The organism is Acinetobacter sp. CAU_H_78 (assembly GCF_058599365.1).
On record NZ_CM178652.1, the window covers coordinates 1,265,850 to 1,285,211 of the forward strand.

Annotated in this window: 18 protein-coding genes; 11 read left to right on the forward strand and 7 right to left on the reverse strand. The window is 43.0% G+C overall.

Annotation, left to right across the window (positions count from 1 at the left end; translation table 11 throughout):
- Positions 1-58: 58 nt before the first annotated feature.
- Both prfA and prmC read left to right on the forward strand, forming a co-directional pair.
- A complete protein-coding gene (gene prfA / locus AC4MCD_RS06215; protein WP_004783856.1) occupies positions 59-1,147 on the forward strand; it encodes a peptide chain release factor 1 in 1,089 nt (362 codons plus the stop codon).
- On the forward strand, positions 1,147-1,965 hold the full coding sequence (gene prmC, locus AC4MCD_RS06220; RefSeq protein ID WP_419364840.1) for a peptide chain release factor N(5)-glutamine methyltransferase: 819 nt from the start codon (positions 1,147-1,149) through the stop codon (positions 1,963-1,965). The genes prfA and prmC overlap by 1 nt, the downstream gene beginning before the upstream one ends.
- Positions 1,966-2,035: 70 nt before the next feature.
- Here the strand turns inward: prmC and AC4MCD_RS06225 are convergent, their stop codons facing one another.
- The 4 genes from AC4MCD_RS06225 to AC4MCD_RS06240 form a co-directional block, all read right to left on the reverse strand.
- The gene (locus AC4MCD_RS06225) at positions 2,036-2,863 is read right to left on the reverse strand and encodes an ABC transporter permease (protein ID WP_419364838.1); all 828 of its coding nucleotides are present in this window, start codon (positions 2,861-2,863) and stop codon (positions 2,036-2,038) included.
- Positions 2,863-3,834 carry an aliphatic sulfonate ABC transporter substrate-binding protein gene (locus tag AC4MCD_RS06230; RefSeq protein WP_419364836.1) on the reverse strand — a complete coding sequence of 324 codons (972 nt, stop codon included), beginning with the start codon at positions 3,832-3,834 and terminating at the stop codon, positions 2,863-2,865. The genes AC4MCD_RS06225 and AC4MCD_RS06230 overlap by 1 nt, the downstream gene beginning before the upstream one ends.
- 322 nt (positions 3,835-4,156) lie before the next feature.
- Positions 4,157-4,510: a hypothetical protein gene (locus AC4MCD_RS06235; protein ID WP_419364834.1), complete on the reverse strand. Its 354-nt coding sequence runs from the start codon at positions 4,508-4,510 to the stop codon at positions 4,157-4,159.
- 228 nt (positions 4,511-4,738) lie between these two features.
- The gene (locus tag AC4MCD_RS06240) at positions 4,739-5,761 is read right to left on the reverse strand and encodes an AraC family transcriptional regulator (RefSeq protein WP_419364832.1); all 1,023 of its coding nucleotides are present in this window, start codon (positions 5,759-5,761) and stop codon (positions 4,739-4,741) included.
- Between the two features lie 139 nt (positions 5,762-5,900).
- On the opposite strand from AC4MCD_RS06240, the gene AC4MCD_RS06245 reads away from it, so the two are divergent.
- The 3 genes from AC4MCD_RS06245 (at position 5,901) to AC4MCD_RS06255 (ending at position 9,801) form a co-directional block, all read left to right on the forward strand.
- Complete coding sequence (locus tag AC4MCD_RS06245; protein ID WP_125279513.1) at positions 5,901-6,671, forward strand: 3-hydroxyacyl-CoA dehydrogenase; 771 nt, start codon at positions 5,901-5,903, stop codon at positions 6,669-6,671.
- A 92-nt stretch (positions 6,672-6,763) separates the two neighbouring features.
- Complete coding sequence (locus AC4MCD_RS06250) at positions 6,764-7,900, forward strand: acyl-CoA dehydrogenase family protein (protein ID WP_419364830.1); 1,137 nt, start codon at positions 6,764-6,766, stop codon at positions 7,898-7,900.
- A gap of 254 nt (positions 7,901-8,154) precedes the next feature.
- Positions 8,155-9,801, forward strand: coding sequence for an AMP-binding protein (locus tag AC4MCD_RS06255; RefSeq protein WP_419364828.1), 1,647 nt, complete (start codon positions 8,155-8,157; stop codon positions 9,799-9,801).
- Between the two features lie 189 nt (positions 9,802-9,990).
- Here the strand turns inward: AC4MCD_RS06255 and AC4MCD_RS06260 are convergent, their stop codons facing one another.
- Entirely contained in the window at positions 9,991-10,500 is a 510-nt protein-coding gene (locus AC4MCD_RS06260; protein ID WP_034704527.1) for a pyridoxamine 5'-phosphate oxidase family protein, read from the reverse strand.
- 257 nt (positions 10,501-10,757) lie between these two features.
- On the opposite strand from AC4MCD_RS06260, the gene AC4MCD_RS06265 reads away from it, so the two are divergent.
- The 5 genes from AC4MCD_RS06265 to AC4MCD_RS06285 all read left to right on the forward strand — a co-directional run bounded on the left by AC4MCD_RS06265 (position 10,758) and on the right by AC4MCD_RS06285 (position 14,018).
- Entirely contained in the window at positions 10,758-10,946 is a 189-nt protein-coding gene (locus tag AC4MCD_RS06265) for a hypothetical protein (RefSeq protein WP_491876743.1), read from the forward strand.
- A 40-nt stretch (positions 10,947-10,986) separates the two neighbouring features.
- The gene (locus tag AC4MCD_RS06270; RefSeq protein ID WP_491876848.1) at positions 10,987-11,757 is read left to right on the forward strand and encodes a HesA/MoeB/ThiF family protein; all 771 of its coding nucleotides are present in this window, start codon (positions 10,987-10,989) and stop codon (positions 11,755-11,757) included.
- 58 nt (positions 11,758-11,815) lie between these two features.
- A complete protein-coding gene (locus AC4MCD_RS06275; RefSeq protein ID WP_491876744.1) occupies positions 11,816-13,114 on the forward strand; it encodes an ABC1 kinase family protein in 1,299 nt (432 codons plus the stop codon).
- A 132-nt stretch (positions 13,115-13,246) separates the two neighbouring features.
- Positions 13,247-13,627, forward strand: coding sequence for a dihydroneopterin aldolase (gene folB / locus AC4MCD_RS06280; protein WP_004783828.1), 381 nt, complete (start codon positions 13,247-13,249; stop codon positions 13,625-13,627).
- A complete protein-coding gene (locus tag AC4MCD_RS06285) occupies positions 13,584-14,018 on the forward strand; it encodes a 2-amino-4-hydroxy-6-hydroxymethyldihydropteridine diphosphokinase (protein WP_491876745.1) in 435 nt (144 codons plus the stop codon). Before folB ends, AC4MCD_RS06285 begins: the two co-directional genes overlap by 44 nt.
- Positions 14,019-14,453: 435 nt before the next feature.
- Here AC4MCD_RS06285 and coq7 read toward each other — a convergent pair whose 3' ends face one another.
- Both coq7 and AC4MCD_RS06295 read right to left on the reverse strand, forming a co-directional pair.
- A complete protein-coding gene (gene coq7 / locus AC4MCD_RS06290; RefSeq protein ID WP_004783823.1) occupies positions 14,454-15,089 on the reverse strand; it encodes a 2-polyprenyl-3-methyl-6-methoxy-1,4-benzoquinone monooxygenase in 636 nt (211 codons plus the stop codon).
- Between the two features lie 3 nt (positions 15,090-15,092).
- Positions 15,093-16,412 carry an MFS transporter gene (locus AC4MCD_RS06295; RefSeq protein ID WP_419364821.1) on the reverse strand — a complete coding sequence of 440 codons (1,320 nt, stop codon included), beginning with the start codon at positions 16,410-16,412 and terminating at the stop codon, positions 15,093-15,095.
- A 174-nt stretch (positions 16,413-16,586) separates the two neighbouring features.
- Between AC4MCD_RS06295 and AC4MCD_RS06300 the strand changes: the two genes are divergently transcribed.
- The gene (locus AC4MCD_RS06300; RefSeq protein ID WP_491876746.1) at positions 16,587-19,343 is read left to right on the forward strand and encodes an autotransporter assembly complex protein TamA; all 2,757 of its coding nucleotides are present in this window, start codon (positions 16,587-16,589) and stop codon (positions 19,341-19,343) included.
- Positions 19,344-19,362: the final 19 nt, after the last annotated feature.

The following is a 19,362-nucleotide window of genomic DNA, read 5'->3' on the forward strand; positions in this document are numbered from 1 at the left end:
ATTTCGCTGTGCTAAATCACTGTTTAGTCACAGCCTTATGTTTGAGATTTTTTAGAAAATGAAAGAATCGTTACGTTTACGATTAGACCAACTCTCTGACCGTCATGAAGAACTGACTGCGTTATTGGCAGATGTTGAAGTGATTTCGGACAACAAGCGTTTTCGCCAGTTATCACGTGAGCATAATGATTTAACCGAGATTACCAGCGTTTGGACCAAGTACAAACAGGCTGAAGAAGATATTGAAACTGCGCAAGCCATGCTGTCTGATCCTGACTTTAAGGAAATGGCGCAGGAAGAGATTAAGGAAAATAAAGCCCTGATCGAACAGCTTGAAGCTGATTTGAATATCCTGATGATTCCAAAAGATCCGAATGATGCCAACTCTGCTTATCTGGAAATCCGTGCCGGAACCGGCGGTGATGAAGCGGCTATCTTCTCGGGTGATTTGTTCCGTATGTATAGCAAGTATGCGGAATCTCAAGGCTGGCGTATTGAAATCCTGTCTGAAAATGAAGGTGAGCACGGTGGCTATAAAGAAGTCATCTGCCTGGTGAATGGTGAAGGCGTTTATGGTCGCCTGAAATTTGAAAGTGGTGCGCATCGTGTACAACGTGTGCCTGCAACAGAATCTCAAGGTCGTGTACATACTTCAGCATGTACTGTGGCAATTCTTCCAGAAGTGGATGTGGATACATCAGTCGACATTAATCCGGCTGACCTGCGTATCGACACTTACCGCGCATCAGGTGCCGGTGGTCAGCACATTAACAAAACTGACTCTGCGGTGCGTATTACTCACATTCCAACCGGTACAGTGGTGGAATGTCAGGATGAACGTTCACAGCATAAAAACAAAGCCAAAGCGATGGCCTTACTGGTTTCACGTCTGGAAAATGCCAAACGTGCCGCAGCAGATGCAGCGACTTCTGAAATGCGCCGTGACCTGGTCGGTTCGGGTGACCGTTCGGAACGTATTCGTACTTATAACTATCCACAAGGCCGTATGACCGATCACCGTATTAACCTGACTTTATATAAGCTGGATGCTGTGATGGAGGGTGATCTGACTGAATTATTAGACAGTCTGCATCGTGAATATCAGGCCGATCAGCTGGCCATGCTTGCACAGCAGAATGGTGGCTAATGAACATTCAAGAAGCACTGGCTTTACGTGGTGAACCTGAAAGTTATGAACGGCAGGAAAATGCCTGGCTGTTGGAACACATTACCAAGATTGATGCTTTTGATCTGGTAATGAAAAAAGACCAGCAGTTAACGCCTGAACAGGAACAGGCCTATATCGAAAGCCTGGCGAGGATTGCTGCGGGGGAGCCTTTGGCCTATGTCACAGGTTCACAACCGTTCTGGACTTTGGATCTTAAAGTCACCAAAGATACCTTAGTGCCACGCCCGGATACCGAAGTGCTGGTCGAAACAGTCCTGAAATTAGACTTGCCGGAAGATGCGCGAATTGTTGACTTGGGGACTGGTACCGGTGCCATTGCCTTGTCACTAGCGTCTGAGCGCCCGAACTGGTCTGTGACCGCTACTGATATTTATGAACCCACACTGGAAGTTGCCAAATACAATGCGGAACAGCATGATTTGGATCAGGTGCAATTTATTCTTGGTTCATGGCTAAAACCATTTGGTCGGCAGTTCTTTGATGCGATTGTATCTAATCCGCCGTATATTGATGCTGATGATGAGCATATGCCAGATCTGGCAACTGAGCCGGAACGTGCGCTGGTTTCAGACAAAAATGGTCTGGCTGATATTGAACAGATTATTCAGCAAGCTAAAAAGCATCTGACCGTAAATGGCTGGGTTGTGCTTGAGCACGGCTATGATCAGGGTGATGCGGTTCGTCATCTGTTTACTCAAGCAGGTTATAAACAGGTCCGTACAGTGAAAGATTATGGCGGCAATGACCGAGTGACTTTAGGTCAGTGGCCGCATTAATTTTTAAAGCTTGATTTAATAAAAAAGCGACCTGGATAGGTCGCTTTTTTTAATTCTTTTATTCAATAAATTATGACTTTTTAATCACATCTCGCCAGCGCAGTAAGCGGGTTTCAAACAGCTTCATAATACTGTCCGTGATTTTGCCTAGGACTGCCAACAGGATAATGGCAATAATCACAATATCCGGACGTGAGGTTTCACGACCATCACTGAGCAAATAGCCAATCCCTTGAGTAGCTGCAATCAATTCAGCCGCAATCATAAACATCCAGGACAAACTCAGGCTATTTCTTAAGCCAGTCAATATTCCCGGTGAGGCAGCAGGCAATACAATCTGCTGAACCTGTTGCCAGTATTTCAGGCGATAGACTTTTGCGACTTCAATCAGCTTACGATCCACACCCTGAATTGCAGCCACAGTATTGGTATAGGTCGGGAAGAAGGCACCAATCGCAATCAAGGTGATTTTAGAAGATTCATCAATCCCTAACCAAAGTAAAAGCAACGGAATCCAAGCCAGACTCGGAATGGATTTAATTGCAGAAAAGGTTGGTTCCAGAAAATCTTCAGCATGTCTGTTTAACCCCACTAGGATTGCAAAGATCAGTCCCAATCCACTACCAATCCCAAAGCCAAGAAAAACCCGCCAGCTACTGGTCCAGATGTGTTGCCATAAATCGCCCTCAGCCAGTTCAGTAAAGGACTGAAGCAGGCTACTCGGTGCAGGCAATAAATAAGGTTCGATCACGCCATTACGGACCAGTATTTCTACCAATACGATAAAAATAACAGGCAGGGTGAGGGCTTTGATCACCGAAATGCTGCGTGGTAGCACAGCGGATTTTGGCTGTTCTTCCACGCTCAACTGTTCCGAGATGCTTTTCGGTATAGCCATTACTTAGTTACAACCTTTTTTGCATAGCGGGCATCAAATAGTTGAGTTACGACCTGATTGACATTGGTTCCTTTACGAACCAGTTCTTCTTCCGTCAGGATACGAGCGGCTTTTTGTAATGCCCCGGTATGTTTGGTGGTTGGAATATTTTGATCCAGATTGGTACGGCTGAGTTGAAGTTTAGCGACTTCAATCGGAAGCTTGGCTTCACGTGCCAGCAATTCAGCCAGTTTGTCGGGATTGGCTTTCGCCCATTTACGTGCCTGTTCATAAGCTTTAATCACCGCTTCAATCGCTTCCGGACTAGATTTGGCAAACTGATCTTTTACGCTCAGTACGCTATAAGAGTTAAAACTGACATTGCGATACAGCAATTTGGTGCCTGACTGCGCCTGCGCAGATGCCATTAAAGGATCAAGGCCTGCCCAGGCATCGACCTGTTTGCGTTCCAACGCAGTCTTACCATCCGGATGCTGTAAATGCACCAGCTCTACATCGCATTTGCCCAAGCCAATGGTATCTAAGGCTTGTAAGGTAAATAAGAAAGGATCGGTACCTTTAGTAGCAGCAATCTTTTTACCTTTCAGATCTTTCAGTGATTTGATATTCGAATCTTTATTGACGACCAGTGCTGTCCATTCAGGCTGGCTCTGAATATAAACCGTTTTAATCGGGCTGCCATTGGCACGGCTAAGCACTGCCGCTAAACCTGCAGTTGAAGCGAAATCGGTACTGCCACTATTTAGATATTCAAGTGAGCGGTTACTGCCTTGGCTAAATACCCATTTAATCTTGGTTTTTGGCAAAGCTTTTTCTAGCAGTTTTTGTTCTTTGACCACCAGACTGGTCGGTGCATAATAGGCATAGTCCAGTTTTAATTCAGATGGAATCGCTGCGTTAGCCAAGCCGGTAAAGAAAGAAATAGAAAGACCGAGTAAAGTCAGACCTGATGTTCTTAATGTTTTTTTCATGAATATCTCAATCTTGAATTAAATTTTTGACATTCATAGCGGTAAATAGATGAGCACACAAAAAAGAAAAAAAGATAATCAAATCAAAAAATGAAATAATTAACAGTTTTAAATATAGGTATTTGTTTTTATTTAAATTTATTAAATAAAGAATAGAAAGGTTTTGCTTAGATAAAATTTTAAAAATGGTATGGCGTAAATTGATAAGCTGTTTTTCTAATTACTCATCTTTGCAGTAGGAGGTTTTGTAAATAACGAGTGCCATAAAAAAGCGATGCATTAGCATCGCTTTTTGAGTCACTATTTTATAAATCTGGGTAGCTTACATTGGGTAGTCTTGCAGACAGTCATAAACTTCGACTTGATCTAGACTACCAGTTTCCATTGCCAAGCAAAGGGCCACGACTTTGGCAGTATCAGCAAGATACTGTTCATCTTTCAGCGCAATACCTTGTTGTAATGCAACGATGCGCTCAGTCGGAATTTCAAGCGATTTCGCAGCTTCAGTAGCATCAATCTGATTAAAGAAGTGCACAATAGCATCTTTGAGGGCAGAATCAGACGCATTCAAGATGCCTTGATTCAATTGCTCTGCATTAAGATCGGTCGAAGAAACTAAAGCCTGGGCGAAGTTTTGAACAAGATTCTGTCCAAGAACATCAGTCATCTTTAACATGGAAATACCTTCAACAAGGAAAGAGGGAAAGGGAGTACAGCCAAAAGAGAAGCACTAAAGAATTGATTGAAAAATAAACTATATTAATAGGAAATGCAAAGCATTATGGATGACCGTTCAGTCCTCTATTTTTGGGCTGTAAGCCTTGAAAAATATAACTGTTGAGAAAATATAAATTTAAATTTATATGCTGAATTTTAATCGTTTTTAAGTCTTATTAAATATAAATTATCTAGTAGTATTTTGTCTATAGGCACCTGGACTAACCCCTGTCCATTTTTTAAAGGCGCGATGAAAAGCACTGACTTCCTGAAAGTTAAGCTGATCACTAATGTCCTGCAAACTTTGATCCGTACAGGTTAAAAGTTCAATGGCTGTATCACGACGAATTTCATTTTTGAGCTGTTGATAAGTCGCACCTTCATTTTTAAGACGCCGTTGCATGGTGGCTTCAGACATATTCATTTTCAAAGCAAGCTCATTCAGTTCAAGCCATTCAGCCGGAGGTACTTTTAAAAGCTGTTTGCGGATCTGTGTACTTAGCGCATAAGGATTTTTAAAGCGAACTAGCAGGTTATGCGGAGTCTGCTGAATAAACTGATACCAGGAGGTCTGATCCTGTTTTACCGGGAGCTGCAAATAGGCGGCATCAAACTGGATATAGTTTTCACTGGCCTGATATTCAATCTGTTCACAAAAACGGACTTTATAATCGAAATCATCTAATGGCGCGGCACATTTTAGTTGGATCTGATTGAGTAAAATCCGCTGTCCGCTTAACCAGCATAGCAGGGTATGAGTCAGCATTAGATAGGTTGCATAACTAAACATGCGCTTGGTCTGCTTCTGGTCATAGATCACGATATAGGCGAAGTTTTCCTCGACCATGAGGGTGCTGTGCAGATCATCCAGAATCAGATTAAAAAATTGCAGGATTTGCTGCAGAGCTTTTTCCAGCGTATCGGTCTGTAACAGCATTTTTGACAAGAGCTTGAAACTGCCACGGCGCATCGGATGACTGTCCATGCCAAAAAATTCATCATTCATGCTGTCTGCAAGTGCAGTCCATAGCGCGGCATATTGCGCTACTGACACCCGTGCTTTAGCAGAGTGCAGAATCTCTAAGGGAATGGCAGCCTTAGTTAGAATCGCAGCAATATCATAATGCTGTGCTTTGGCATTCAGCAGTGCTTCATGAACCAGATCAATTGAAATGGTTCCCTTACTATATTCCAAGGCTGGTAATTGCATAGCCAGTCAGATATCCCTTCTTTATTGTCCAAATCCATCAGTGAAGATGCAACATTTGGAAATTGTACAGAATAAAATCTCTGTTTACTCTGCCTATTAAGTCGTAGCTTGTCATAAAAAATAGGAACAGGACATTAACATGAAAATTCAGGGAAAAGTGATTGTGGTAACTGGTGGTGCATCAGGTCTGGGTGCAGCCACAGCGGCTCATCTGGTAGAACAGGGTGCAAAAGTGATTCTGGTCGATATGAACCAGGAACAGGGCAATGCCTTACAACAGCAACTGGGTGAGCAGGCTGAATTTGTACAATTGGATGTAACGGATGAGCAGGCGGTTGAAGCTTTCTTTAATCATGTTGAAAACAAGTATGGTCAACTCAATGGCTTGGTGAACTGTGCTGGGATCGCACCCTCTGCCAAAGTGCTAGGCCGTAATGGAATCCATGAACTGGCGATGTTCCAGAAAGTATTGAATATCAATGTAAGTGGCACATTTAACATGCTTCGTTTTGCGGCGGCTTTAATCGCCAAGTATGAACTGCAAACGGATGAAGAGGAGCGTGGCGTGATTGTGAATACGGCTTCAGTTGCAGCCTTTGACGGTCAGATTGGTCAGACAGCTTATTCTGCGTCTAAAGGTGCGGTCGTTGCAATGACGCTGCCACTAGCACGTGAGCTAGCGCGTGAAGCGATTCGTGTCATGACCATTGCACCGGGCATTATGGAAACCCCAATGCTGAAAGGCATGCCGCAAAATGTACAGGATGCTCTGGGGCAGATGGTTCCATTTCCACCACGTCTGGCTAAACCTCAGGAGTTTGCCCAGTTAGTGGGTCATATTTTTGAAAATAGCTATCTCAACGGTGAAGTGATTCGTCTGGATGGTGCCATCCGTATGGCTCCAAAATAAGTTCGAATCAACAAAGCAAAATACAAAAGTCAGAGTAGATAGGTTTATTCACTCTATATGGAAAATTAAAAGATAAGTAAGGGATATACGCAGTGCTTTTAAATGACGAACAGAAAATGATTCAGGAAATGATGCGAAACTATTCGCAGCAAAAACTGAAACCCACCGCTGGTTTAAGGGATAAAACGGCTCAATTTCCAGCACAAGAATTGAAAGAACTCGGTGAACTCGGTGCACTCGGTATGACCGTGTCTGAACAATGGGGTGGAGCAGGCCTGGACTATGTGTCGCTGGTACTAGCCCTTGAGGAAATCGCTGCTGGAGATGGAGCCATCTCGACCATTGTCAGTGTACAAAATTCACTGCCTTGCGGGATTACCCAGCGTTATGGTACCGAGGAACAAAAGCAGAAATACCTGACTAAACTAGCGACCGGTGAATGGTTGGGGTGTTTTTGCCTGACAGAACCTCAAGCCGGTTCGGATGCCAGCGCACTGGAATGTAAGGCAGAACGTGATGGCGATGAATGGGTATTAAATGGCACCAAGCAGTTTATTACTACCGGTAAGCATGCCCAGATTGCATTGGTATTTGCAGTGACAGATAAATCTGCGGGCAAGAAAGGAATCTCATGCTTCTTAGTACCTACCGATAGTCCAGGATATATCGTCTCGAATCTGGAAGAAAAAATGGGGCAGCATTGTTCCGATACCGCAACCATCATTTTTGATCAATGCCGGATTCCGGCTGAGAACCTGTTAGGACAAGAAGGTGAAGGCTACAAGATTGCCTTGTCTAATCTGGAATCTGGCCGGATCGGGATTGCAGCACAATCTGTAGGTATGGCACGAGCTGCACTGGATGCTGCTGTTGAATATGCCAATGAACGTAAATCCTTTGGTGTAGAGCTGGTGCAGCATCAGGCAGTAGCATTCCGTCTCGCAGATATGGCCACCCAGATTGAGGCAGCAAGACAACTGGTCTTACATGCAGCAACGCTTAAAGATGCAGGATTACCATGCTTAAAAGAAGCGTCCATGGCTAAACTGTTTGCTTCGACGATTGCAGAGCGAGTCTGCTCGGATGCGATTCAGATTCATGGCGGTTATGGTTATATCTCAGATTTCCCGGTCGAACGTATTTACCGTGATGTCAGAGTGAGCCAGATTTATGAAGGTGCATCTGATATTCAGCGTCTGGTCATTGCCCGGGAAGTGAGCAAAGTTTAAAAGTCATGAAATAGCCGACTGTTCAAATCTTGCAGCTCATTTGAGGGATATGGAAATTGTGATGGTCTATAAAACATGGTCAATTATTGATAAAGCGAAAAGTGACTCAGCAGAGTGACACCTAACATGTCCTAGCAATAGGGCATGTTATATAAAACCGGCATTGCAATGGAATTCGCAGGCGGTAGACAGAACAACAAATACAACGGACACAGACATAAAGTCTGTTTATAAACGGAATAGAGGTTGTCGTGATGAAGACACTAGAACAAGCGTATCGTGAATTTAATTTTGACACTATGGTTCAACAACATCTGGCAGGAGTGCCAGATGCACTCAACGCCTATACAGAATGCTGTGGACGTTTTCTAGGACAAAACCGGATCGCGTTAATCTGGGAAGGTAAAAATGGCAAGACCCAATATTGGACTTTTGAACAATTGGCTGAGGCTTCAGGACAATTGGCTCATTATATGACCTCACTGGGTTTAGAAGCAGGTGACTGTATCGCTGGTTTGCTCCCACGAACCCCCGAATTATTAATTACTATTCTTGCTACCTGGCGTATTGGTGCGATTTATCAGCCTTTATTTACCGCTTTTGAAAGCAAGGCAATCGAGCATCGTATTAATACCGCACATACCCGACTGATTATTACCAATCAGGAACAGCGTGCAAAACTAGATGATCTCGATATTCCACATCTTTTAACCGTACATCAAACGCCTGAAAGTACCAATCAGGATGCTGATTTCTGGACAGAACTCAAGAAATGCCCAACTGAATTTGAGCCGGTTCAAGGTCGTTTTAGTGACATTTTCCTGATGATGTTTACTTCAGGTACAACGGGGCTGGCAAAATCAGTGCCTGTTCCGCTTAAAGCTTTACTGGCATTTAAAGGCTATATGCTGCACGCCGTAGATTTACGTGACGAAGATACTTTCTGGAATCTGGCAGATCCAGGTTGGGCTTATGGTCTGTATTATGGAATTGCAGGTCCATTAAGTCTGGGACATAGCATCATTCTGGATGAACGTGCCTTTAGCGTAGACAATGCTGTTGAAGTCATTAAAAAATATCGGGTAAATAACCTGACCGGTTCTCCAACCGCGTTCCGGATGTCCTATGGCTTTAAGGAAAAATTTGATGCTGAGATTAGCTCATGTTTACGTGTGGTCAGTAGTGCAGGTGAGCCATTAACGCCTGAAGTCATTCAATGGTTTAATCATGAAATGGACGTCAATATCTACGACCAGTATGGACAGACGGAACTGGGAATGGTGATTGCCAATCATCATGCGCTGGAGCATCACAAGAAAATCGGTTCTGCTGGCTTTGCCATTCCGGGGCATCGTTTTGCAGTTTTAAATAAAGAGCATCAGGAAGTCGAAAAAGGTGGTATTGGTACTTTGGCCATGGACTGCTCAGCCTCACCTTTGATGTGGTTTGAAGGCTATGGCGGCAATAATCGTAAAGCCTTCGTGGGACAGTACTATTTAACGGGTGATACCGTAAAACTGAATGAACATGGTGGAATAGATTTCATTGGTCGTGCGGATGATGTTATTACGACTTCGGGTTATCGAGTTGGACCTTTTGATGTAGAGAGTACCTTGCTGGAGTGTGAAGAGGTGCTGGAGTCCGCTGTGGTTGGAAAGCCAGATCCGGAACGTACCGAAATTGTGAAAGCCTTTGTAGTGCTTAAAGCACAATATGCTGCTAGTGAAGAACTGATGCTGAAATTGCAAAACTATGTGCGTTCCCGTTTATCTAAACATGCCTATCCGAAAGAGATTGAGTTTTTAAGTGATTTGCCTAAAACCTCTAGCGGTAAAATTCAGCGTAATCTACTTAAACAGCAGGAAATTGCCAAGATTCAGGGTATCAAACAGGTCAGTTAAAATATTTATTTAAACATGTTGAAAAGGTCGCAATTGCGGCCTTTTTTATATGATTGATCTGTTTATTTTTAAATTTATCAGAGAAAATAATTGTCATTACAATGTAATACTATTCATCTTTTAAATAAAATAAATCAAAAATTTAGCCTCTTATTGCGAGGCTAAATTGAAGGTGAAATTCTTATTTACTTATAGATCAACTTTTTTGTGCTCAGCATCTGGTTCCCCAGCTTCGCCAGTCACACCACCTTTTAATGCCTTAAATAGCTGAGTTACTTTATTATCGGTGACATTCCAGTATTCTGCACTTTCAGCTTCAGCAATCAGTACACGCACGCTAGGATCGTCTTTACCCTCAAACCAGTTTTCTGCCCATGGATTCCATAATTTTTCAATCAGAATACGGTCAGTACTGATCTGTGCATTTGCACTGATCGATACATAAATACCATCAGAAGGTTTAGCGAAAGACAGGCCAATCTGAGTGCGACCAGTAGTGGCAGCTTTCACCAGATCATTGGTATCACGCATGATGAAATACAAGTTCTGATCTTCATTCATTTGCTCAGAATTGAGCATGGTCATCGGCTGAGAATGAATTTCCTGACTTTCGGTTACATGGCTGATCATGGTGTAACGCACATCTTTGATTAATTCCCATAATTTTTCACGATTATTATGCTGATTTTGTTCGTTCATCTATATGCTCTATACTATTTTTGAAAGCGAGGATAATTACTATTCCTTAAGCAGCTTAATCATATTTAGGAATGGATACAGAGGGTCTCACTGAACTGATACATTTTCCTATTGAATTGCAGGCAGCAGCTACAGAAGTGCTAAACAAGCGGAAGACAGTTACAGGGTGATAAAAGAATAGAAGAACGAGATTAGCCAGAAGATGTAATACGTGAATAAATTAAGTGGCATATAAATCAGTTAAGTGCATTAATAATATGATCATTACATATTTATCAGGACACTATCAGCTTGATGCTGAACGTTTAGCTGATATGCTATTTGGCGCTAGTATTGCCAAGCCATTTATTGATTTACTGTTTATGCGCAGAGAAGTTAATTTGCTCGAGATTTATCAGCATATTGAAATTTCGGTAAATGCGCTTTTTGTGAAGCCTGCTTCTTAAAAAATCTTCGAAACAAGGAACGACGTTGTCTATATCGACTATGGATGCTATATCCCCAGAGTTTGAACTCACCGATGCTGAATTGCATTTATATAGCCGCCAGATTCTCCTGGACGGTTGGGATATTGAAGCACAGGAAAAGCTGAAATTTTCTAATGTCTGTATCGTGGGGTGTGGCGGGATTGGTTGTGCCTTGGCAGAACTTCTGGCTCGAGCGGGCATAGGCAAAATTACCCTGATCGATCCTGATGCCATCGAGATGAGTAATCTGCAACGACAACTGGCATTTACGCCAAATGATCTAGGCTTTTATAAGGCAGAAACACTCGCGAAAAGACTGGCTCAGATTAATCCGAATGTTCAGGTTGAATATATTAATCAGGCTTTAACGACTGAAAATGCAGAAAGTATCATCGAACATCAGGATCTGATAATGGATGGGTGTGATCAGTTCGAGACACGTTATCTGGTCAATCAAAGCTGTGTAAAACTGAATGTGCCTTTAATCAGTGCTTCTGCGATTGGCTTGCAAGGGCAACTGTTCATGATCGAAGGGGATTCGGCTTGCTATGCCTGCCTGTTTCCACCTGAACATCAGGCTGATACCAGTTTGCGTTGTGCGGATTCAGGCGTATTGGCAACCACGCCAAACGTGATGGCAAGTTTACAAGCTCATCATGCTTTGCTTTATTTAGGCTTGGGTAAAATGCCACTTAGACAGAAACTTCTACTTTGGGATGGTCTAAGTTTCAAACAGCGCATTTTAAGTTTCGAAAAAGATACAGATTGCCCAGTCTGTCAGGCAAGATAGGCCTGCAAAATTTAATTTTTTTGCTACACTGCATGTAATTAATTTTTCCTAAGACATTATGAAAAAAAATATCTGGTTAGATGGAATACGTTCGGTTGCCCGTATGGGTGAAACTGCGGTAGTTGCGGCGAAGGCCGGCATTAAATATGCTACTGAAAAACCAAGTAATGCCAAACTCATGCGTGAAACGTTTGAGTCTTTAGGCTCAACCTATATCAAGCTCGGTCAGTTTATTGCTAGTACGCCGTCGCTGTTTCCACGTGAATATGTGGAAGAGTTTCAGGGCTGTTTAGATCAAACACCGACCTTGCCTTTCAGTTATATCCAGGAAGTGCTGGCATCAGAGTTTCCTGGTCGCAATCTGGATGAAATCTTTGCCTCAATTGAGGAAACACCACTGGCTTCTGCTTCCATTGCACAGGTACATGCAGCCAAGCTGGTTTCTGGTGAAGATGTGGTCATTAAAGTACAAAAGCCGGGTGTGGAAACAATTCTATATACCGATTTAAATGTATTGCATTGGGCGACCAAACTGCTGGAAAAAGCAGTGCCGAAAGTAAAATTTGCGTCATTGGCAGATATTGTCGAAGAAATCAAAACCCGTATGGTGCGTGAAGTCGACTTTATTGAAGAAGCACAAAATCTGGATGATTTCGTCAATTATCTGAATATCACCAATAACAAAGCTGCAACTGCTCCTAAGGTTTATCATCAATATTCAACACGTCGTGTGCTGACCATGCAACGTTTATATGGCGTGCCACTGACTGATTTTGAAGTGGTGAAAAAGGTCGCTAAAGACCCGTCACAGGTTCTCATCACTGCAATGAACACCTGGTTTGGCAGCCTAATGATGTGTAACAGTTTCCATGCTGATTTACACGCGGGTAATCTGATGCTGCTTGAAGATGGTCGTGTGGGCTTTATTGATTTTGGTATTGTCGGCCAGCTTAAACCAGAAGTCTGGACTGCGTGTATGGCCTTTATGGATGCCTTGCAGCATACCGACTATACCTTGATGGCAGAGAATATGCTGAAAATGGGCATGACTGCAGTTGCGATTGATACCAAAGTGCTTGCGGCTGATCTCGAACGTTTGTTTAGTGGTGTGATGTTAGCTGATCCTCAGGAATTACTGACTTCAAGCCCAGCAGATCTTAACGATATTATGATGGATATGGTGGCAGTCGGTGAACGTCATGGCATTCGCTTCCCACGTGACTTTGCTTTATTGTTCAAGCAAATGCTGTATTTCGATCGTTTCATGAGAATTCTGGCGCCGTATACAGATATCTATGCAGATCAGCGTTTGCAGATGGTTCAGACTATGGACCCAAATTTGCTGTTAAAGCACTAATTTAATCCCTCCCGTCCTCCCTTTAAGAAAGGGAGGCTTTCATTACAAAATAAATAGAAGTGATGAAAGTCCCTCTGTATTAAAGAGGGATTTAGGGAGATTATTGGTAAATATTAAATTCCGAGTTTTAAAATGGACGCAATTATTATTGAAGGCTTAAAGGTCGATACAGTAGTCGGCTGCTTTAATTGGGAGCGTCAAATCATTCAGCCTTTAATGCTGGATCTAAACATTCGTACCAACTTAGAACAAGCGGCACAGTCAGATGAACTGGAAGATACTTTGAATTATGCCGAAATCTGCGAGATTTCAGCGCGGGTGATTCAGGAAGCTCAGCCAAAATTGATCGAACATGCAGCAAAACTGGTACTAGACGCGCTTTTTGCTACCTTTGAAAGTGTAGAATCGATTATGATTACGATCCGTAAGCCTGCCATTATCGCGCAAGCCAATTCTGTAGGGATACGTCTTGAACGCCACCGCAACGATATTCGCCCTAGCACTGGCGAGTAATTGTCATCCACAGCAACATTTTCAGGCTGCCCAGCAACGGATCAGTGAGTTGGGGGAAGTCCGGTTTTCTCCAATTTACCTCATTCCATGTCGGGAGAGTATCGGAGCAGATTACTGGAATGCGGCCTGTCTCCTATACAGTGAGGTTTCTGTTCAAGATATGACAGATTTATTAAAGCAAATGGAAACGGATTCAGGGCGGGTTCGACCATCGCATCAGATCAGCCTGGATGTCGACCTGATTGCATGGGGAAATGATTTAAATCAGATGGACTTTAATCCGAAAAAATTACCGCTTGCCCTAGACGTAAAAATCCCGATGCATGACATCTGGTCTCATCCTGCATTTGAATATGATCGCCGTCTTCAATATCCACAAGTCAAAATTTAATTTATATCTAAAGCGAGTAAAAGGTATCTTTTAGCTTAGTTTAATTAGCGAATTGGAATTTGCTAAGAACAGCTGTCTATTTTTTCTTGTGATAAAAAACAACTAACAACACTATGATTGCAAACAGAATGCCAAGAATAATACCTGTTTCCATACGTCACCTTTAAAGCATTATTTTTTTGATAAATAGGTCATAGCTATTTAGCAGTTATACCTATGTCAATCGTTCTAGAATTTTAATAAATACGAGATGAAACCGGTTCGATTATAACAGCTAAATAAACGAATAGAGTTTGATTAAAATGTGAATCAATATTCTGCTGGATAGGCGGTTAAATTGATTGATCTACACTCAAAAAACGATCAATGAGTTATCTTGTTTAAGAATTCATAAGAATGAAAAAAGCCCTCAAAAAAGAGGGCTTCATTTGATACTTAAATATAATAACTGGTTTTAGTCATTAACTTGGAAATACCGGTCATAGCAATCTTGACTGGAAGGGGTAAATCTACACCGCCTGCAGCCAAAGCTGTATCACGATGATGCAGTTCATCTTCATTCATTTGTTCCAGAATGCGACGTGAGCGTTCATCCTGTGCGGGCAGCTGATTAATATGATGCTGTAAATGCATACTCACTTGGCGTTCGGTTTCAGCAACAAAACCCAGACTGTATTTGTCACCCGCAATGCCGGCAATTGCACCCATCCCAAAGGAAAGGCCGTACCAGACCGGATTGAGTAAACTGGTATGGCTATCCAGTTCTTGTAAGCGGTCTTCACACCAGGCCAGATGATCCTGTTCCTCAATTGCCGCCTGTTCCATTTCCCGACGTACATTTGGTAATTTCGCTGTTAATGCCTGTCCATGATAAAGCGCCTGGGCACAAACCTCACCACTATGATTCACACGCATTAAACCAGCCACATGACGGGCATCACTCACGGTAAGCTGAGTTTCAACCGGTTTGGCTGGATTTTCCCGTTGTGAGGAAGTCGTTCCTGGAACAAGACTGCGTAATGCCTGGTCAAAAGAATGAATAAGCTTATCGACACCTGTATATTGACGCATGAATTAATCCTCCAAAGGGGCTTTTGCGATTTTGATCATCGGTTTCAATCTATAGAGCAGCCATAAGGTAAACAGGCCACTCAACACTGCAGTAATACAGAAAAGTATTTTAAGATCAAACTCTAAAATGCTTAAAATAATAATTGAGAATATAGCAGAAGATACCATGAAAACGGCATTCAGGATGTTATTTGCTGCAACCACACGTGCACGATGTGAGCGGGGAGAATGCGCTTGCATCATGGCATACAGCGGTACGATATAAAAACCGCCACTGATGCCCAGTAAAGTTACCGCCAGCATCACATGATAATAGCTCCAGCCTTGCTGGAATACATCTGCCAAGCCGAGTAACGTACCGGTACGTTCCGGAACAAAGGCAAGACTTGCGGCTAGATATAAGGCAAAGACTACAAGGCCAATGGCACCAATGGGAACCATTTTGATATTGACCTCAGTACCTCCTAATCTGCGGCATAAATAAGAACCTAAGCCGATCCCGACAGAGAAAAAGGTTAAAAGCAAACTGGCGACATTTTCAGAAGCATGCAGGTTTTGTAAGGTGAGTTGAGGAATCTGGGTAAGATAGGTTGCACCATAAAACCAGTACCAGGAGTTACCCAGCAGAATTAAAAAAACCAGCGGTAAGCTTTTGGCATATTTAATGGTCTGAAAGCTGGTCCGGAAAAAATTCCAGTCAATGTTGATTTCAGGCGCTGGAATGCTCTGCTTCAGAATATAACGACTGGAGAGATAGCCAATCACGGCGATACTTAATACCGTCAGGCTGATCCAGATCAGATTGCCTGTAGAAGCAGCAATGACTGCACCACCCAGAATCATACCGAATAAAATTGCTAAAGAAGTGCCTGACTGGAACAGCGCGTTACCTGACATCAGTTCATCTGGTTTTAATACTTCAGGCAAAATGGCATATTTAATCGGGCCGAAAAAAGTGGATTGAGTACCCATTAAAAACAGGGCAAACAATAGAATCCATAAATGACCGAGTAGGAAACCAACAGTCCCCACAATCATGATCACAATTTCAAAAATCTTTAGATAGCGAATCAGCTGGGAACGTTCATATTTGTCTGCAATCTGGCCTGCCGTCGCAGAGAAAATAAAATAAGGCAAAATGAACAATAGTGCGGCCAGGTTATTTAGTGTGCTAATACTGGCTGATTGTTGCTGAATCCAGCCATAGGTAATCACCAGTAATAATGCCTGTTTAAAAACATTATCATTCAGTGCACCAAAAAACTGGGTCAGGAACATGGGTAAAAAGCGGCGGCTCGCTAACAAATGTTCATTGTTGTTCATATAAGACGTGCTACATTAAGATTTATTAAGAAATGTGAGATATACGTAAACATTGAGAAAAATCATGTAAGATACTTTCGTCCATGTAAAGGCAAAACCCAATAATTTAAGTTCTTTAGCTTATCTTTTTCGGTCAAATAATCAATTAAAGAATGTATTCGTTTAGAGTTTGCTATGCCCGCAAAGAGAAAATTTAAACAAACGATGCTGAATCGTAGTATGGGGTCTCTCGTACCATATCATGGCCGAGCCAGGCTATGTATGAGCATATTTTTCATGATGTTATCGCATCAGGGCATGGCACAAACCGAGCAGACGGAAACTCCGGTAGCACTATCTCAGGCAGAAATGATCGAAGAGTTATCCCAGGAAGCCGTACGACAAGGGGTAGCTACGACCGAAGCTGAAGCCACAGAAAAAGTTGAAGAAGCTTTAGAACCTGAAACTTCGACTGTAGATAGTATGCAAATGCTGCAAGAACAGCAGACTATGGGAACGTCTCTGGGTGAATTTCAGCCAATTGAGTTTGATGATTTAGAAAGCCTGCCGGTGCAAACGATTGACCAGAGCATGGCCAATGAGATTTATCAGGTCGCAGAAGAAGCGAAACGCGAGGCGCAAGCCTATCGCCAATCAGCGCAGACTGAAACGGTAGTCAATGATATGAGTCAGCAGGAACTGGTTGAAATCAATCAGGCACCTGTGAATGTTGATCAGCTTATGCAGTCCATTCAGGCCGATAGCCAGATCATTGTCCAAAGAAATGAGTCCGGTGCGACCTTATCCGAGTTGCCTGCACCAACAACGCCTGAAAATGACAAACGTCCGAATATTTTCAAACGACTGTTTTATAAAATCCGTCCACCTCGCCAGATTATGACCGCCAGTTTGCCTCGGATCAGTGCAGATGTGGTCATTGTGAATGGAAATGGTACTGCACAAAGCAATGGCGGATTGAATCGTAAAGCCCGGTCAGAAGGTTATACGAATCTCAGAAATAATGTAAAAGCTAAACTTTCTAGCTTTACTCAAGAATCCTTTGACGATTTTTCATCTGCATTACCGCAACTCCGTAATTTGTCCAATCAGGCTGCCCAAGCTGTAGGTTATTACAATGCCCAGTTCAGATTTGAAAAATTATCTGACAGTCGGGTCAGAGTTTATGTAACCCCGAATGAGCCAGTCATTATCAATACCCATAATATTGAGTTTAGTGGCCCAGGTGGTGAACAGCCGCAGTTCCAGGTTATTAGTCTTCTACCTGAACAGGAAGAAGGTGATATCTTTAACCATGGGGATTATGAAAAAACCAAGGATCGGATTAATACCGCAGCCAGCAATAATGGTTATTTCGATGCTTACTGGCGCTTGCACGATGTGCGCATTGCCCAACCCGAAAATACAGCCGATGTAAATTTACGCTTTGAGACAGGTGAGCGTTATAAACTGGGTAATGTCGAGTTCAGGATGAGTGATCCTGAAAAAGAATTTCCACTGAATCGTGATGTGCTGGAAAGTCTGGTTACTTGGGAAGATGGTGCCGATTACACTTTCTGGCGTGTAAATAGCCTGGCCAACAACCTGACGAACTCACGTTATTTTAACTATACGCTGGTGGATGCGATTCGTCCTGATCCTATTGATCGGGAGCTGGAACTGGCACCGGATATTCAGAGTCTGATAGAAGAACAGAAGTTTTCAGAAGATGAAATAGGTGTGGCCAAAAAAGCTATACCGGCATCCGATCAGGAAGTTACACAGGATGTGGTGGATGAAGATCAGTTTGCCGGTAGCCGTGATGCAGAGAATCCAAATTTAAGAACTTTGCGGGTTCAGCAGCAGACCAAAGAAGACGAAGAAGAACGTTTAAAGGCTCAAGCTCGTGAAGAGAAAAAAATTCCGGTGATTGTGACACTGAATGCTGACCGTCTTAACAGTGCCGAAGTCGGTCTGGGTTATGGTACAGATACCGGAACACGCTTACGTGGACAATATCGCCGTGCGATCGTAAACAAGCGTGGCCATTCATTTGATGCCAACCTTGAATTGTCACAAATTCGTCAGTCCATTGATGGCCGTTATAATATTCCATACAACCATCCACTTAATGACTATATCAGTATCGTAGGGGGTTATGAGCGTGAAGAACGTGATGGTGTGGCCCAAGGTGATGGCCTGTTAATTGAATCCGCGGTACTCGGTGCTGACCGGATTATTAAAAATCCGCGTGGCAGCTGGCAACAAACTTATGGTCTGCGTTACCGCCTGGATCGTCTGACGCAGGATGGTTCAGTTGATTTTAGCCAGATTCCAGAAGCATTCAGATTCAATACTGAAGATGAACAGCAGTCTTTACTGGTGGGTTATGAAGTTTCCCGTACCGATAGTGATCGCCGGGTGAACCCGACCAAGGGCTTTAAGCAAACCTATAAAATCGAATTGGGCAGTGAAGCTTTATTGTCTGATGCCGATATGGCCATCATAAATGCAGGCTGGCGTTTTATCTATTCATTAGGTGAAAATGCCGATCACCAGTTTGTTGGACGTGCGGATCTGGGTTATATCTTTACTGAAGATTTTGCCAAAGTACCTTATAACCTGCGCTATTTTAGTGGGGGTGACCAGAGCATCCGTGGTTTCGACTATAAGAGTCTTTCTCCGGAAATTGAAGGCTTTAAAGTGGGCGGACAGGCTTTGGGTGTGGCTTCACTGGAGTATAATTATCAGTTCAGGGAAGGCTGGCGCGCTGCAGTATTTGCGGATGCCGGAAATGCCTATAATGAGGATTTTAGTAATCCAACAGAATATGGTGCGGGGCTGGGGATTCGTTGGGCTTCACCGATTGGCCCAATTCGTTTAGATGTGGCAACAGGACTGTCGGATGACAATTATCCGATTCGTCTGCACTTCTTTATTGGCTCGCAGTTATAAAACATTTATTAATTAAAAA